14 protein-coding genes are annotated in these 16453 nt (G+C 64.4%); 6 read left to right on the top strand and 8 right to left on the bottom strand.

The window, feature by feature from the left end; genetic code table 11:
• Positions 1-28: 28 nt before the first annotated feature.
• From KUV72_RS18730 to KUV72_RS18695, 8 genes are all read right to left on the bottom strand, one after another.
• Positions 29-1024 (bottom strand): adenosine deaminase, encoded by a 996-nt coding sequence (locus tag KUV72_RS18730; RefSeq protein ID WP_222239380.1) that lies wholly within the window; start codon positions 1022-1024, stop codon positions 29-31.
• A gap of 55 nt (positions 1025-1079) precedes the next feature.
• Entirely contained in the window at positions 1080-2870 is a 1791-nt protein-coding gene (gene cydC, locus KUV72_RS18725; protein WP_222239379.1) for a thiol reductant ABC exporter subunit CydC, read from the bottom strand.
• Between the two features lie 23 nt (positions 2871-2893).
• Positions 2894-3187 carry a type II toxin-antitoxin system RelE/ParE family toxin gene (locus KUV72_RS18720; RefSeq protein ID WP_222239378.1) on the bottom strand — a complete coding sequence of 98 codons (294 nt, stop codon included), beginning with the start codon at positions 3185-3187 and terminating at the stop codon, positions 2894-2896.
• On the bottom strand, positions 3175-3453 hold the full coding sequence (locus KUV72_RS18715; RefSeq protein WP_222239377.1) for a CopG family ribbon-helix-helix protein: 279 nt from the start codon (positions 3451-3453) through the stop codon (positions 3175-3177). The genes KUV72_RS18720 and KUV72_RS18715 overlap by 13 nt, the downstream gene beginning before the upstream one ends.
• Positions 3454-3542: 89 nt before the next feature.
• Positions 3543-5249: a thiol reductant ABC exporter subunit CydD gene (gene cydD / locus KUV72_RS18710; RefSeq protein ID WP_261317577.1), complete on the bottom strand. Its 1707-nt coding sequence runs from the start codon at positions 5247-5249 to the stop codon at positions 3543-3545.
• A 37-nt stretch (positions 5250-5286) separates the two neighbouring features.
• Positions 5287-6285 carry a cytochrome d ubiquinol oxidase subunit II gene (gene cydB / locus KUV72_RS18705; protein ID WP_222239376.1) on the bottom strand — a complete coding sequence of 333 codons (999 nt, stop codon included), beginning with the start codon at positions 6283-6285 and terminating at the stop codon, positions 5287-5289.
• Between the two features lie 4 nt (positions 6286-6289).
• The gene (locus KUV72_RS18700) at positions 6290-7699 is read right to left on the bottom strand and encodes a cytochrome ubiquinol oxidase subunit I (RefSeq protein ID WP_222163185.1); all 1410 of its coding nucleotides are present in this window, start codon (positions 7697-7699) and stop codon (positions 6290-6292) included.
• 304 nt (positions 7700-8003) lie between these two features.
• The gene (locus KUV72_RS18695; RefSeq protein ID WP_222163184.1) at positions 8004-9002 is read right to left on the bottom strand and encodes a calcium/sodium antiporter; all 999 of its coding nucleotides are present in this window, start codon (positions 9000-9002) and stop codon (positions 8004-8006) included.
• A gap of 166 nt (positions 9003-9168) precedes the next feature.
• Here KUV72_RS18695 and KUV72_RS18690 point away from each other — a divergent pair, with 166 nt between their 5' ends.
• The 6 genes from KUV72_RS18690 (at position 9169) to KUV72_RS18665 (ending at position 16438) form a co-directional block, all read left to right on the top strand.
• Complete coding sequence (locus KUV72_RS18690) at positions 9169-10614, top strand: paraquat-inducible protein A (protein ID WP_315857946.1); 1446 nt, start codon at positions 9169-9171, stop codon at positions 10612-10614.
• Positions 10611-12299: an intermembrane transport protein PqiB gene (gene pqiB, locus KUV72_RS18685; protein WP_222239375.1), complete on the top strand. Its 1689-nt coding sequence runs from the start codon at positions 10611-10613 to the stop codon at positions 12297-12299. Before KUV72_RS18690 ends, pqiB begins: the two co-directional genes overlap by 4 nt.
• A 77-nt stretch (positions 12300-12376) precedes the next feature.
• Complete coding sequence (locus KUV72_RS18680; RefSeq protein ID WP_206938266.1) at positions 12377-12961, top strand: membrane integrity-associated transporter subunit PqiC; 585 nt, start codon at positions 12377-12379, stop codon at positions 12959-12961.
• Between the two features lie 201 nt (positions 12962-13162).
• Complete coding sequence (locus tag KUV72_RS18675; protein WP_222239374.1) at positions 13163-14533, top strand: DEAD/DEAH box helicase; 1371 nt, start codon at positions 13163-13165, stop codon at positions 14531-14533.
• 102 nt (positions 14534-14635) lie between these two features.
• Complete coding sequence (locus tag KUV72_RS18670) at positions 14636-15136, top strand: hypothetical protein (RefSeq protein WP_222239373.1); 501 nt, start codon at positions 14636-14638, stop codon at positions 15134-15136.
• A gap of 78 nt (positions 15137-15214) precedes the next feature.
• Positions 15215-16438: an MFS transporter gene (locus KUV72_RS18665; protein WP_261317568.1), complete on the top strand. Its 1224-nt coding sequence runs from the start codon at positions 15215-15217 to the stop codon at positions 16436-16438.
• The last annotated feature ends 15 nt before the right edge of the window (positions 16439-16453 follow it).

Below are 16453 nucleotides of genomic sequence, written 5' to 3'. Positions count from 1 at the left end.
GCCGGATCGGCGGGGGTGTGGTGTCGTACTACAGGTTCAGCAGTCGCTGGCGCAGTTCTTCCCGGCGAGCATCGTCCATAAAGGCCGCCTCGATGGCGTTGCTGGCCAACCAGGTCAGTGTCTCGTCGGACCAGCCGAAGGCCTTTTGGCAAGCGGCGAAGTTCTCGCGCATGCCGCCGCCAAAATAGGCGGGATCATCAGAGTTGATCGTCACCACCAGGCCAGCATCGATCAGCGCCGGTAGACTGTGGTGCTCAAGCTGCTCGACCACCTTCAGGCGAACGTTGGACAGCGGGCACACGGTCAACACTGTCCCTTCATCTGCCAGCCGCTCCACCAGCTCGATGTCCTCGATGGCGCGAACGCCGTGATCGATACGACACACCTGCAACTCGTCCAGGGCTTCGCGAATATAGCTGGGCGGGCCTTCCTCACCGGCATGCGCCACGCGCTCGAGGCCCAGCTCCCTCGCCCTGGCGAACACTTCACGGAACTTGCTCGGCGGATTGCCCTGCTCGGCGCTATCCAGGCCGACGGCACTGAAGTGTTGTAGATATGGCTGAGCATCCTCCAGCAGCTGCATCGCATCTTCTGCGGGCTGATCTCTCAGAAAGGCCAGGATCATGGCGCTGGACAGGTCCAGCTCGGTGCGAGCCCTGGCGCAGGCTGCCGTCAGCCCCGTCATCACCTGGTCAAGGGTGACCCCACGTGCTCGGTGTGCCTGGGGATCCACGTGCAGTTCCACATGCACGACTCCCTCGGCGGCAGCGCGACGAAAGTAATCCATCGCCAGGTCTTCAAAGTCCTGAGCGCTGACCAGTACGCTCATGCCCTGGTAGTAAAGGTCGAGAAAGGACTGCAAATCGCTGAAGTCGTAGGCCTTGCGGGCGGCCTCGATCGACGCATAAGGCAGCGTCACGCCATTGCGCTCGGCCAGCGCAAACATCAGCTCGGGCTCGAGGGTGCCTTCGATATGTAAATGCAGCTCCGCCTTGGGCAGGCGGGTAAGAAAGTCGTCGTTCATGAGGTCGTGGCCCTGTTCTATAGCACGGTGTGGCGCGGACACGGAGTGGTGCCGGTCACATGAGGTCCATGGTGCCGGATTGGCGAGCCTTGCGCCATGCTGATGCTGCCTCCAGGGGGATCACCCGGCCGACAGCCTGCATGCCCGGCGCAGGGTCGCGAGGGTCGTGGTGGTGCACCAGCATCAGTACGGTGCGCTGGCTAAGCCAGGGCTCGATTCCACCCGCCACCCTCGAGGCGGTGGCAGCATCCAGCGCCGCGAAGGGTTCGTCCAGGATCACCAGTCCTGGGTCGGTCAACCACAGCTGGGCCAGGCCCAGTCGCCGAGCCTGTCCCCCAGACACCTGGCGCCCGCCCTCACCCACCCGAGTGTCCAGTTGGCGCGGCAAAGTTTCCGCCCAATCGGCAAGATCGACCGCCTCCAGCGCCTGCCATAGTGCCTCATCGGAGGCATCAGGCCGACCGATGCGCAGGTTTTCCGCAAGGCTGGCATCAAACAGCTCGACCCGCTGCGTCAAGCAGCCGACACGCTGGGCCAGCGCCTTGCGTGGCCACTGGACGAGGTCGGTGCCGTCCAGGGTCAGCCGGCCACGATAGCCCGTCAGCTCACCCGCCAGCAGCGCCAGCAGCGTCGACTTGCCTGCCCCGGAGGCACCGCACAGCGCCACCCGCTCGCCAGGGTCGACACGGCCGCTGACAGGTGCCAGCGCATCATCCAGCGCGGCGGGATAGCGAAACGCCAAGGCGTCGAACACCACGCCAGCGGGCCCACCACTCCCCGACGTAGCATGATCCGCCGCCGTCTGACGGGCATCGGTGTCTGCCTCCGCCGGGGGTGTCGCGGTCGACTCGATCTGATTCAGGCGCTCAGCCGCCACCAGACTCGCCCCGGCGTGGCTGAATGCCGCCGGCAGGCTTGCCAGCCCTTCTGCCAAAGCCAGCGCTGCCAACGGCAACATGACCAGTACCGGCGCTGACAACTGTCCGCCCTGAAACGCCAGCAAGCCACTGACGAGCAGCCACCACCAGGCCGCTCCCATCACCATGACGGATACGGCATTGCCCCAGGCGGTGACCACACTCAGCCGCCACTGTGCCTTCAACACGTCATCTTCCAGGGTTTCCAACTGCTGACGGCGACGATCCAGCGCCCGATAGGCTTCGAGTTCGCACATTCCCGTCACGCTCTCAATCATGGCCCCGCGCAGACGTTCCAGCGCCACCATACGCTGGCGGCAGGCCTGCATACCGGCACGCGCTTGCCCCAGCGTCAGCCAGCACCATCCCAGCAGCAGCAGCGCCGACAGCGCCAGCGCTGCCTCAGGCAGCCATATGGCCACCAGACCGACTACCGCCAAGCACAGCATCAGCGCCATCCCCGCCGGTGCGAGAAGACGCAGATACAAGGCGTCCAGGGTATCGATATCGGCGGTCAGACGGTTCAGCCAGTCACTCGCCCGCGCCGTGGCGAGACGCCTGCCATCCATGGCCACCAGGCCAGCAAAGCAGCGCGCGCGCAGCTTGGCCAGCAGGCGCAAAATAGTGTCATGGTTGTAAAGTCGCTCGACGTAGCGCGACACCGTGCGGCTGACCGCGAACAGGCGAATCCCTGCTCCCGGGGTGTACACATCCAGCGCGGCCGCGACACCCGTGGCGAGGGCAACTCCGGTAAGGGCACTGGCGGTGATGAACCAGCCCGACACCGCCAGCAGACCCAACGCCGACAGCGCGGTCAGCACCATCAACGCCAGGCCGACCAGCAGCCGACCGCGCAGTTCGTCGTGCAAGGCCAGCCAGCCCTTCAACGTATGCCAATGGGCCAGCATAGACGGCGGTTGCGAGCTCATGGTTCTCTGCCTGCAGCAGTCTTTCACAAACACCCCGCCTCACGTTGATGTCGGACCGCCAGAATGGTCACGGCATCTTCATCTATTCGATATCGCACGACATACCCACTGTCACCAAAGTCTATCGGCCACTCGCGGAACACTTCGGGAAGGTCATCCACAAGTCGACCGAGTCGGGCGTGAGCACCCAGCACCTGCACGCCCTGTCGGATGGCTTCACCAGCGCGACGTGCGGCATCCGGGTTCCTTGCGCGCAAAAACTCACGAAGACGCTGTAAATCCCGGATCGCTGCCGGGGCAAACTTCACTTGTGACATTCAGGAGCGGGAAGTTCGTCGTCCCCTCCCCAGCTCTGCAGCCACCGCTCAACCTCTTCGGCAGTCGCGTGTACGCCCGTCTCCTGGAACTCCGCCCAGGCCTGCAGGGTGTCGCGCCGCAAGGCCTCACGCTGCTCTTCGCGCTCAACATACTGGGCAATGGCTTCCCGCATGATCCAGTGCGGCGACCGTTGCCGGACTTCGGCAAGCTTGCGAACGCGCCCCTTCATATCCTCATCCAGCTTGATGGACGTTGCAGATGCCATATAAACCTCCCAACCAACAGGTAATACCTTTGACTACTATAGAGTACCTGTCGCGACCCTGCCCCGGGGCAATCGCCTCTATGCCCCTATCAGGGTCTACTCTCTATCTCTGCACCTTCCACCAGAACGCTCTCTGTGTTGGCACTTGGCGAGTACGCTGCCAGCTGCACATGGCGCCCTCCCAGGGCTAGCAGCTGCGGATGATGGGTCGCCACCAGCAAGGTACGGCCTTCTGCTGCCAGGCGCCGGAAGCCCTGGATCAAGATGGCCTCGGTATCCCTGTCGAGACTTGCCGTGGGCTCATCCAGCAAGACCAGGCGAGCATCGCTCAAAAATACCCGTGCCAGGGCCAGACGCTGGGCCTGACCGCCCGACAAGCCGACTCCATGCTCGCCGATGGGCGTGGCGAGTCCCTGCTCCAGGGTGTTCATCAAGGTGGCCAGACCGGCATCGCCCAGGGCGGACCACAACGCCTCGTCATCCGCTTCGGGAGCGGTCACCCGCAGGTTGTCGGCGATACTGCCATGCAATAGCCAAGGACGCTGGTCCATCCAGGCAAGAGACAAGTCGCTGCGCACATGGCGAGTCCCGTCACCAGGCCCGGCAAAGCCGGCCACCAGCGCCAGCAGGCTCGACTTGCCGGAACCAGAAGGACCACTGACCACCACCGTCTCACCCTCATGCAGGTCCAGGTCGAGGGGCCCTACCGCGCGGCCGCGTCCCGGATGGTCAAGACAGGCGCCGCGCAGGCGCACCAGAACACCTGGCTCGGTGACTTGACCCGATGCCTCCATGATATCCCTGCCAGACGCTAGCTGGGAGCGGCGACGGCCCGGCGGCGCAGGCTCATCAAGCAAAGCGGTCAGGCCCTGGGCTGCGGCCAAGGCTGAGGCTCGATCATGATAGAACTGGGACAGCGTACGCAGCGGCTGAAAGAAGTCCGGCGCGAGCAGCAGGATGGTCAAGCCACTGGCCAAGGTCAGCTGGTCGGCAATCGCCAACGGCAGATCACCCAACAGACCGAAGCCAATGTAGATCGCCAAGGCCGCGATGGCCACGGAGGAAAAGAACTCGAGCACGGCGGATGACAGAAACGCCAGGCGCAGCGGGCGCAGGCTGCGCCGACGATAGTCGTCAGCCACCTGGGCAACGTCGTCCGTGGCACGCTGACCAGCCCCGAACAGACGCAAGGTCTGAATGCCGCGCACGCGATCGATGAAATGCCCCGAGAGTCGACTGACCGCCTCGAACTGATCACGGTTGAGCGCCTCTGCACCCATGCCCACCAGCGCCATGAACAGCGGGATCAACGGCGCTGTCACCGCCAGCAGCAACGCGGCCAGCCAGTTGGTCCAGGCCACGACCACCAGGATCACCAGCGGCACTACCAGCACCACGCGGCTCTGAACCCAGAAGCGCGCCACGTAGCCGTCCAGCGCATCGACCTGTTCGACCCATTGATGGGCCAGGCCTGCACTATGGTGGTTGGCTACCCGCAGGGGGCCAAGCGTGGCCAGATGATCCAGCAACTCGCGGCGCACTGCGCGACGCAGGCGTTGGCTTGCGGCTTGGGCCAGCAGGTCCTGGGCGATACCGCAGAGCGCTCGCAACAGCACCAACACGGGCAACCCCAATAGCCATGGCCACAGTCTGTCCATGGAGGCGTTACCCTGAATGGCCATGGCCAACACCTGCGCCAGCACCAGCCACTGCGCGATACCGATCAACCCTGTCAGGATGCCACAGGCCGCCGCTCCTCCAAGCCAGGCCCGGTGCTGGCCGACATGAGCTGCCAGCCAGCGCCGCGCCCGCGTGCCAGGGCGGTGTGTGGACTCAGTGATAGCCCGCCCCCCGCACCTTGCCGCGGAAGACCCAGTAGGACCAGGCGGTGTAGCCCAGCACCACAGGAATGACGAACAGCACCCCAAGCAGCAGGAACAGCTGGCTTTCGGGGGCTGACGCTGCCTCCCACAGGGTGATGTCGGGGGGAATCAGATACGGCCACTTGCTGGCGACCAGACCGAGGTAGGTAAACAGGAACAGTCCCATGGTCGCCACGAACGGCTGCCCCTCACGGCGCTTGGCCACGGAGCGCCAGATCAGGCCGGCACACACTAGGGCGAGGAAGGGGAAGATCCAGAACAGGGTCAGATGATCGAACCAGCGCTCGCGCACAAAGTCGTCGACGAAGGGCGTCCAGATGCTGATGATGGCGAAACCGACGAGCACCAGCAGCAGCAGCTTGGGGGTAATCCGATAGGCCCATTCTTGGACGTGACCCTCGGACTTGAGAATCGTCCAGGTTGCGCCCAGCAAGGCGTACCCTGCCATCAGCGCCAAACCAGTGATCACGGTGAACGGCGTCAGCCAGTCGAAGGGACCTCCCACGTAGACGTTATTGGCCACTTCGAAACCCTCGATATAGGCCCCTACCACGACGCCCTGGCAGAACGTGGCCACCATCGATCCCCAGCAGAACGCCCGATTCCACCAATGACGGTTGCGCCGCGACTTGAAGCGAAACTCGAAGGCAATCCCCCGGAAGATCAAGCCGGCGAGCATCAGGAACACCCCCAGGTACAGGGCCGGCAGCAGAATGGTATAGACCAGCGGAAAGGCTGCCAGCAGCCCGGCCCCACCCAGCACCAGCCAGGTCTCGTTGCCGTCCCAGATGGGCGCCACCGAGTTCATCATCACATCGCGAGCGTGTTCGTCCGGGGCAAACGGATACAGAATGCCCACCCCCAGATCGAAGCCGTCCATCAGGATGTACATCATCACACCGAACCCGATAATCAGGGCCCAGATGGCAGAGAGGTTGATCAATTCCATGTCATCAGCTCCCGAACTGGCGGCCGGCATCGGCCTCAAGGGTGGCGTGGGCGGCGGACAGCGGGCGCTTGGCCGTCTCGACCTCGTCATCATGGGGCTCTTCCGCCAGCATTCCCTGACGCACCACTCGGGTCAGGTAGTAGCCGCCGGTCAAGAACACCACCGCGTAAACCAGCACATAGCCAATAAGGGTCGCGAGCACCATCCAGCCGCTAAGCGATGGCGTCACCGCTTCGGCCTGGGTCATCATGCCGTAGACCAACCATGGCGCGCGCCCGGCCTCTGTCACAAACCAGCCGCCAAGCACCGCGATAAAGGGAGCCACGCTCATCAGGCGCAGCGTCTGCAGGAACGGACGGCTGCGGTAAAGCCGGCCACCACGACGCAGCCACAGCCCGACGAAGGCGACCGCAATCATCAGCATGCCCATCGCCACCATGGCGCGGAAGGACCAGAACACGAACCATACTGGCGGCTGTTCTTCCTTGGGTACCGCCTTGAGCCCCGGCACCTCGCCGTCGAGATCGTGGGTCAGGATGAGGCTGGCAAGCCGTGGAATACCGATCTCGAAGTGGTTTTCCTGCGCCTCCTTGTCCGGCCAGGCGAACAGCAGCAGAGGCACGCCGGACTGGGTCTCCCAATTGGCCTCCATGGCCGCCACCTTGGTGGGCTGATGTTCCAGGGTATTGAGGCCATGGGCATCGCCGACGACAGCTTGCACCGGCGCCAGTACCAGCAGCAACCACATGCACATGGACAGTGCCTTGCGATTGGCCTCTACATCGCGGCCAATCAGCAGATACCAGGCGCTGACACCAGCCACCACGAAGCCGCCCGTGAGAAAGGAGGCCAGGGCCATATGGGTAAAGCGATACGGGAAGGAAGCGGTGAACATCGCCTCGGCCCAACTGGTCACATGAAAGCGGCCATCCACCAGTTCCACCCCGGCGGGGGTCTGCATCCAACTGTTGGTCGAGAGAATCCAGAACGCTGAAATGAAGGTGCCTACCGCGACCATGATGGCGGCAAACAAGTGAACGCCTTCAGGCACCTTGCCTCGGCCGAACAGCAGCACGCCGAGGAAGCCTGCCTCGAGGAAGAACGCCGTGACCACCTCATAGCTCAGCATGGGCCCCAGGAAGTTGGAGGTGGCCTGGCTGAAATTGCTCCAGTTGGTGCCGAACTGGAATGCCATGACGATACCGGACACCACCCCCATGCCGAATACCACGGCAAAGACCTTCACCCAGAAGGCGGCGAGCCGATCCCAGGCAGGGTTGCCTGTCTTGTAGAACAGCCCGTGCAACACCGCGACATAAGAGGCAAGGCCAATGGTGAACACGGGGAAGATGGCGTGGAAGGAAACAACGAAAGCGAACTGTATGCGTGACAGAAGCACGGGATCCAGTTCCATGAGCGACTCCTCGAGGCAGAGATGATCGGCGTTGGTGTCCCGCCATCCACCCAACCACTGCGGACCGGACCCCAGCTGAACCGAGCTGGATCAGACGCCGAGGGGCTCACCACATCCCTGGTGGCCCATCGTCGCACGCAATATGCAAAAGTTTGCACATTCGATCCAGCGCTGCACCCAGCATAGAATGCAGATCGGCCTCTGTCGCATGGCTAATTGTCGCACGCCGCAGTCGTCAATCGCCTACTAGCGCGTCAGTCAACGACGACAACGGCGCAACCTGCCTGTTCTTCGCCTCCAGGCATCAAGCGCCCGAGGTCGTGCTCAGCACCAGCGATACCAGGTAGCCGGTATACACGGCGTAGACAGCCACCAGCACGCCCCCTTCCAAGCGGTTGATACGCCCCGCGCGCCCTTTCCAGCCGAGCGCAAATACCGCCATCATCACGGTCATGGCGGTCATGATCGACCAGTCGCGCAGCAGCACTTCACGTCCGGCCTCGATGGGCGCAATCACGGCGGCCAGGCCGACCACGCCAAGGGTGTTGAACAGGTTGGACCCGACGACGTTGCCGAGCACCAGATCATGCTCCTTGCGCCGCAGGGCACTGATGGACGACGCCAGCTCCGGCAAGGACGTGCCCACCGCCACCACCGTCAGACCGATGATCACGTCAGACACGCCCAAGCCCTGAGCGATGTCGACGGCGCCCCACACCAGCAAGCGCGAGCTGACAACCAGCAGCGCCAAGCCACCAAGCGTCAGAGCGAGTCCCTTGCCCAGCGACATGGCATGGGCATCGAGTTCCTGTACCGTGTCCATCGCCAAGGCATCGGCCCTGGCCGCCGCCTCTTCACGGCGACTCTGAATGATGCTGACGACCATGAACAGCAGCAAGCCGAGTAGCAGCAGGCTTCCTTCCAGCCGGCTGATCACGCCGCCCCACATCATCAATGCAGACACCAGAGTGGCCGCTCCCAGCACCGGCAACTCACGCCGGATCACCGAGGAGTGCACCGCCAGCGGAGACACCAGGGCCACCAGCCCCAGGATGAGGCCGATATTGGCAATATTGGAGCCGTAGGCATTGCCAAGCGCCAGGCCGGGGTTCCCCTGGGCGGCAGACAGTGCTGAAACGGTCAATTCAGGGGCAGACGTACCAAAGCCGATCACCAGCATACCGACCAGCAAAGGTGACAGACCCAGCCGATTGGCGGTGGCTGCCGCCCCCTCGACGAAGCGCTCTGCGCTCCACACCAGTACGACCAGACCGCCCACGACGGCAGAAACCGCTAGCAACATGTCAACTCCTCAGCCCATGATATCGGTCGCATCTTTGTCTATGGTGTCACCCACGTCAACGTGCCACACTATTTTAATTCGCAGGATCAGCTTGTTACGAAAGCGCTGACGTCCAGTACCCGCACAGCGCCTCGCTGCTGCCACCCACGGGAGGATATTGACGACCGTGCCTACATCCCTTCGCGGCCATATTGATCGGCTGCGCCAGACATCCGTCACCCAGCATCTTCCACCCGAGGCACACGTCAAGTCGCGCCGGCGTCTGCGCGCCTGCCACGAGTGTGACTGGGTGATGGCACTCCCCCCGCTGAGCCCCGGTGAAGAAGCCGACTGTGTACGCTGTGGGCATGATCTGGTCAAGCGCCATGCCTTCCCCGCACAGCGCAGTCTGGCGCTGGCGATCAGCGCCTTGGTGGCCATGGCGGCGGCCCTGGCCTTCCCGTTCATCGGCTTTCGTGCCAAGGGCGTCGGCAATGAGATCGAGGTCGCTCAGACGGCGACCCAGATGCTCGAGCATCATCAGCCGATCGTCGCCATGATGGTGCTGATGTCGATCATCGTGCTGCCCGCTCTCTATCTGATCACCGTCGTCTATCTTCAGCTCAGCCTGACGCTGCCTCGTCGGCTGCCTTACAGTCGCATGCTGGCACGGGGACTGTCTCACATCGCCCCATGGCTGATGGCCGACGTCTTTATCGTCGGCACCATGGTCGCGCTGATCAAGGTGGCGGGGCTTGCCGAGATCACGCTCGGAGTGTCGTTCTGGGCCTTCATCATCTACGCCGTACTGCTGTTGGCCACCACCCTGTCGCTGGATCAGGACTGGCTGTGGTTTTCGCTGACCGGGGAGCCGCTGGCGCCGGAAGGCACTCGCACCGGCGCCACTGCGGCCTCCCAGGGTCTGACGGGCTGCCACACCTGCGGTTTGATCAATCGGCTGGATCAGCACGGCCACGGTCGCTGCCGACGCTGCGGCGAGAAGCTTCACGCCAGGCGCCCGCGCAGTCTGCAGACCACCTGGGCACTTCTGTTGACCGCAGCGGTGCTGTACATTCCGGCCAATGTCTACCCGATCATGTACACCACCAGCCTGGGCTCGGCGGAACCTCAGACCATCATCGGCGGGGTGATCTACCTGGTCAGTCACGGCTCCTGGCCTGTCGCCCTGGTGATCTTCGTGGCCAGCGTCATCGTGCCCATCGGCAAGCTGCTGGCGCTGGTGTGGCTGTGCCTGGTCGCGCCAAGGGCACCTAATATGCGTTCCGTGGTTCGCGCTCGGCTGTATCGTCTGACGGAGCTGATCGGACGCTGGTCGATGGTTGACGTGTTCGTGGTGTCGATCCTGGTCGCACTGATCAGGGCGGGCGCCTTGATGTCAGTGGACCCGGGCCCGGCGTCGCTGGCTTTCGGCGGCGTCGTGATCGTGACGATGCTGGCCGCGATGAGCTTTGATCCACGTCTGCTCTGGGATGGCGACAGCAAGACGCATGCCCCCTATACACCGGCCAGCCACCATCCCACCGACGCCATCCACCACCCCGCCGAGGATGGTGAAGAAACGCCCCCATCGATGACACGCCATACGCAGGACGAACAAGGAAGCACATCATGAGTGACGCCGATTCGCGCCACCCGGAAGATCATCAAGTGCCGCCGGACCAGGACATGCACCGTGCCGCACCGACCCAGCAGAAACGCCTGTCGCCGGTATGGATAGTGCCCTTCGTGGCACTGCTGATCGGCGGCTGGCTGGTCTATGACAACTATGCCAGCCGTGGCCCTCAGATTTCGCTGCATCTGCCCACCGCCGACGGCATTGAAGCCGGCAAGACGCTGATCAAGACCCGTAACGTCGAGGTCGGCAAGGTGACGTCCGTCTCCCTCAGCGAAGACCTGTCAGGCGTCGAGATCACCGCCCAGATGGAGCCCCAGGCCGAGCAGATGCTGGTCGAGGACACCCACTTCTGGGTGGTCAAGCCGCGTATCGGCCGCGAGGGCATCAGCGGTCTTGGGACGGTACTGTCCGGCGCCTATATTCAGCTGGAGCCGGGCCGCAGCGAGGTCGATGCCCGGGACTTCGACGTCAGCGATGAACCTCCGGTCGCGCCGCCAGGCGCCGAGGGGCTGCGCCTGAACCTGGTCAGCCAGGTCGGCAACTCACTTAGCGTGGGCGACGCCGTCACCTTTCAAGGCTTCAGCGTAGGTCGCGTGGAGAAGGCCGAATTCGATGTCTCGACCCAGAGCATGCATCACCGCATCTTCATCGAAAGCCCCTACGACACCCTGGTCACCGAGAACACCCGCTTCTGGGGCACCAGCGGCATCGACGTAAGCCTGGGTTCCGAAGGCTTCCAGGTGAAAGTCGAATCCCTTGAGGCCCTGCTCGGCGGCGGCGTGACCTTCGGTGTGCCGGATGACATTCCTGCCGGCCCCGAGGCCGAGGAAGACGCCACCTTCGAGCTGTATGCCGACGAGGAGGCGGCGCGTCAGGGTACCTTCAACCGCTACCTGGAGTTCGTACTGCTCAACGAGGACACCGTCCGCGGTCTGTCCCGTGGTGCCCCGGTCGAATTCCGTGGCGTCCGCATCGGCACCGTGGCCGCGGTGCCCTGGAACTTTACCGCCAAGCAGCCTCCCGGGCGTGAGCGCCTGGCCATTCCGGTGCTGATCCGAATCGAGCCGCAGCGCCTTGGCATCGGTGCCAATGACCTTGACCTGGAGGAATGGCGCGAGCGCTTCAACCGTCTGTTCGAGCGCGGCATGCGCGCCACCCTGAAGAGCGGCAGCCTGCTGACCGGCGCCCTGTTCGTGGACCTCAAGATCGACGAAGAGCTACGTGGCCAGTACGTGGCGGAAAGCTTTGCCGACCGCCCCGTATTCCCCACCGCCTCGGCGGGCCTGGCGCAGATTCAGGCGCAGGTCACGGCGCTGCTCGACAAGCTCAATCGTCTCGAGATCGAGCCGATCCTGTCCGGACTGGACCGCAACCTGCAAGTGTCGGAAGCCATGCTGACCCAGGCCCGCACGCTGGTACAGAGCATGAATAGCCTGCTGGATAACCCGGAGACCCAGGGTCTGCCGGGCAACATCAACCAGACCCTGGACGAGCTGCGCCAGACCTTGAGCGGCCTGTCACCGGAGTCCACTGCCTACCAGGACCTGACCCGCACGCTGAACGAAGTCGAGCGCCTGGTTCGCGACCTGCAGCCAGCGGCGCGCAAGATCAGCGATGACCCAAGGGCCCTGCTGTTCGACAGTATCCAGACGGAAGACCCGATTCCGCGGGCACCGCGCTGACTCAGGCGGCCCGGGCCATGCCGGCCCGGGCCAGCGAATGTGATGACATCACTGACCTCAACGGAAAGGAGTTCTCCATGAGGCCAATCAGACACCTCTGTGTTCCCCTGCTGGCACTATGGCTGGGTGGCTGCGCCACCGCCGAGACACCGGTCACCCAGTACGTGCTGCCCGCCGATGCAGGCAGCCAGGACGCGCGAATCCCCTCCTCCAGCGACACGCCACTGGTGGTGGCTCCTCCGCGCCTGGCCAATTATCTTGAGGCCGAGGGCGTGGTCCTGCAGGTCGACGATATCTCCCTCAATCAGGCCAAGAGTCACCAATGGGCCGCCCCCCTGGTTCAACAGCTGGAGCGCGGATTGCGTGATCGTCTTGCCGACCGGCTGACGGGACGCCGAGTGCTGTTGTCGAGCGGCCCGGCAGAGGGCGCCATGACCCTGGAGCTCAGTATCGACCGCTTCCAGGGGCACTACGATGGCTACGCGGTGACCTCCGGGCAGTGGCTGCTGCGCGATGCCCGACGCCAGGTCATCGACAGCGACAGCTTTGAAGCCAGAGAGCCGCTGGACAGCGACGGATATGCCGCTCTGGTGCGCGCCCTTGGCCGCACCTGGGACGGCGTTGCCGACACCATCGCCGCTCGGGTTCGCCAGGCATCCTGACGGTCAGCGCCTGAAACCCGCCCCCTGCATCACCACCGACGACCGCTGGAAGGGCGGTTGCCGGTGCGCTGGCGCAACAAATCTGGCATCATGCCGGCAACGGTGACGGGGGGTCCCCCGCCGAATTTATCCCACGCCTTGTCCGGGACCGGCGCCAGCCGTCAGTTGGCGTCCTGCGAGTGCGTGCGTGTTGGAGTTTGCATGAGTTTTTCCGATCTCGGCCTGCGTGCCGAATTGCTCCGTGCCGTCGAGGCACAGGGCTATGACACCCCGACGCCCATTCAGCGCCAAGCGATCCCCGCGGTGCTGAAGGGCGGCGACCTGCTGGCCAGTGCCCAGACCGGCACCGGCAAGACGGCAGGCTTCACCCTGCCCATGCTCCAGCGCCTGGCCGAAGGCCCCCGCCCCGCCAAGCGCCAGATACGGGCCCTGGTGCTGACACCAACACGGGAACTGGCCGCTCAGGTCGGGGAAAGCGTCCGCGATTACGGCAAGCACCTGTCACTGACCCATCACGTCATCTTCGGCGGTGTCGGCCAGCAGCCCCAGATCGACGCCATTCGCCCGGGCCTGGACGTGCTGGTGGCGACACCGGGTCGCCTGCTCGACCTGCATCAGCAGGGCCACGTCAACCTGTCCCAGGTGGAAATCCTGGTCCTCGATGAAGCCGACCGCATGCTCGACATGGGCTTCATCCACGACATTCGCCGCGTGCTCAAGCTGCTGCCGGAGAAGCGCCAGAACCTGCTGTTCTCGGCCACCTTCTCCAGCGAGATCCAGGCGCTGGCGGACAAGCTGCTGGACCGCCCCGAGATGATCGAGGTCGCCCGCCGCAACACCACCGCCGAGACGGTGGATCAGGCGGTCTACCGGGTGGATCGTGAGCGCAAGCGCGAGCTGCTTGCCCATTTGATCGAGAGCCATCGCTGGTACCAGGTACTGGTGTTCACCCGCACCAAGCACGGCGCCAACCGCCTGGCAGAGCACCTGGACAAGCGCAACATCACCGCCATGGCGATCCACGGCAACAAGAGCCAGTCAGCCCGGACCCGCGCCCTGGGCGCCTTCAAGTCGGGTGATCTGCAAGTGCTCGTGGCCACCGACATTGCAGCGCGTGGGCTGGATATCGATGAACTGCCCCACGTCGTCAACTTCGAGCTGCCCAATGTGGCCGAAGACTACGTCCACCGGATTGGCCGCACCGGCCGTGCCGGTAACGAAGGCCAGGCGGTATCGCTGGTGTGTGTCGACGAGCATGGCCTGCTGAAGAACATCGAGCGGCTGATCAAGCGTGACCTCGAGAAGCGCATCGAGCCCGGCTTCGAACCGGACCCCAACGCCAAGCCGGAACCCATCGAAAACGGACGCAATCGCCGTGGCGGCGGTCAGCGCCGAGGTGGCAACACCAACAGAAACAGCGGTGGCGGTAACAGCGGTAATGGCGGCGGCAACCAGCGCAACGGCGGCCAGCGTAGCGACAATGGTAACAGCCACAACCGCAATGCCAGCGACCAGCCCGCTCGCCGCAGGCGCCGCCGCGGTGGACAAGGCAACCGCCAAGGCCAGGCCTAGGCGACGCGACTGAACGCACGCCACTGAACCTACGTCACAGAACCTATGCCACTGAAACGGAGGGGCGCTCAAGCGCCCCTCCCACCTGAGCAGGAACGCGACATGGCTACCCCAGAACTGATCAAGGAATATCGGCGCTTCCGGGCCTTCCAGAAACAGGCACAACTCGACAGCGAACACCGTGGCGCTCAGGCCAAGATAGATGAGGCCAGGGTCAGCGCCAATCGTATGACCGAGGCCTATCGCAGCATGGCCGACAAGGCCGCCGAGCAAGGTGCCTGCTACCGCACCCTGTACCTGCGCAACCACGACGGTGTCGCCCTGGCCTGCGAGGGCTGGCTGTTCGTCCGGCGCGTGCTGTCCGAGGGTGGGGCGACCCGCGTACGCGCCAGCCTGCTGGAGACCTTCCGCCTCGAGAATGGTCAACAGGCCCCCGGAGAGACCCCGGTCGAAAAGGTCACGCTGGAAATCTACGACCAGCTGCTGGTCGACAAGGGCATGGCCACGGCAGTACGTATCGACGGCATCGACGGCGAGCGCCACAGCCAGTTTCTGACCTTCAATGATCAGGTGCGTGGCGACCTTCGCCGCTTCCTGAAGTAATCCAAAGGCCGCCAGTGAGGGGTTGCCGCCCCTCGCTGACGCGCTCTCCTGCACGTCGGCCATCTTTCAGGAGTTCTCATGAAGGCCTCGTCGCTGCCCTGGCGCTTTCTTCTGCTGATGGTTCTGGTCGGCCTTAACCTCAGGCCCGCGCTGTCTTCACTGGCACCACTGCTGTCGCGAGTACAGCAGGACACCAATCTGACCCCCACCGCCATCGGTGCCCTGACCACCCTGCCCGTGCTGTGCCTCGGTCTGTTCGCGCCGCTGGCCCCCCGCCTGGCTCGCCAACACGGCCCCGAACGTGCGCTGTCCATCGGCCTGGGGGTCATCGCCGCCGGTCTGCTTCTGCGTGGCCTGGGCTCCCCCTTTGCGCTGTTCGCCGGCACCCTGATGGTCGGCGCGGGCATTGGCGTGAGCGGAGCGCTGCTGCCGGCACTGGTCAAGCGGGAGCTGCCTCGGGGGGCGGACCTGATGACGGGTGTCTATACCATGGCCCTTTGCCTGGGCGGCGCGCTTGGTGCAGGCCTGGCGATTCCGCTGACGGATCTGCTGGGCGACTGGACGCGCAGCCTTGCCGCCTGGGCCCTGCTGGCGGTGGCGGCGCTGATCGCCTGGGAACGTTACATGCCGCGCACACCCGCCACGCCAGGTGCCCGCGCGGACGTGGGAACCGGCATGACCAAGGGACTGCTACGCCAGCCTCTGGCCTGGCAGGTCGCCCTGCTGATGGGCACCCAATCCTCACTGGCCTACATCGTGTTCGGCTGGCTGCCGACCCTGTTGATGCAACGTGGCATCGGCGAGGCCGAGGCAGGCCTGCTGATGGGCATGTCGGTCATGGTCCAGCTGATTTCGGCGTTACTGGCACCGTGGCTGGCACGCTTCGGGCGTGATCAACGGCCTGCGCTGCTGCTGGTGATGGGCGCCACCGCCAGTGGGCTATGGGTGCTGCTGATGGCGGATACCTCGCTGCGCTATCTGGGCGCACTGCTGTTGGGCCTTGGACAAGGCGGCAACTTCAGCCTGGCACTGACCTTGATTGTATTGCGCACTGCCGACGCCCGCCTGGCGGGACGCCTGTCAGGGCTGGCCCAGGGTGGCGGCTATGCCCTCGCGTCACTTGGCCCCCTGAGCATTGGCATCCTGCTGGACCACCAGGCTCCGATCAGCGTGGTGGCCTACGTGTTGATGGGTATCGCGGCGGCCGCCGCCTGCTGTGCCTGGCTGGCCGGGCGCCAGCGCCAGCTGACCTTCGATGACAACGACAACGTCATCACCCGACAGGCATCTCGCCGTCGCTAGATGACATGGCCTGCA

Origin of the sequence: Halomonas sp. DP4Y7-1, assembly GCF_019800705.1 — a bacterium.
Lineage (GTDB): Bacteria > Pseudomonadota > Gammaproteobacteria > Pseudomonadales > Halomonadaceae > Halomonas > Halomonas litopenaei_A.
The sequence above is the reverse complement of the archived record's forward strand: the minus strand, read 5'-3'. Positions and strand labels throughout refer to the sequence as shown.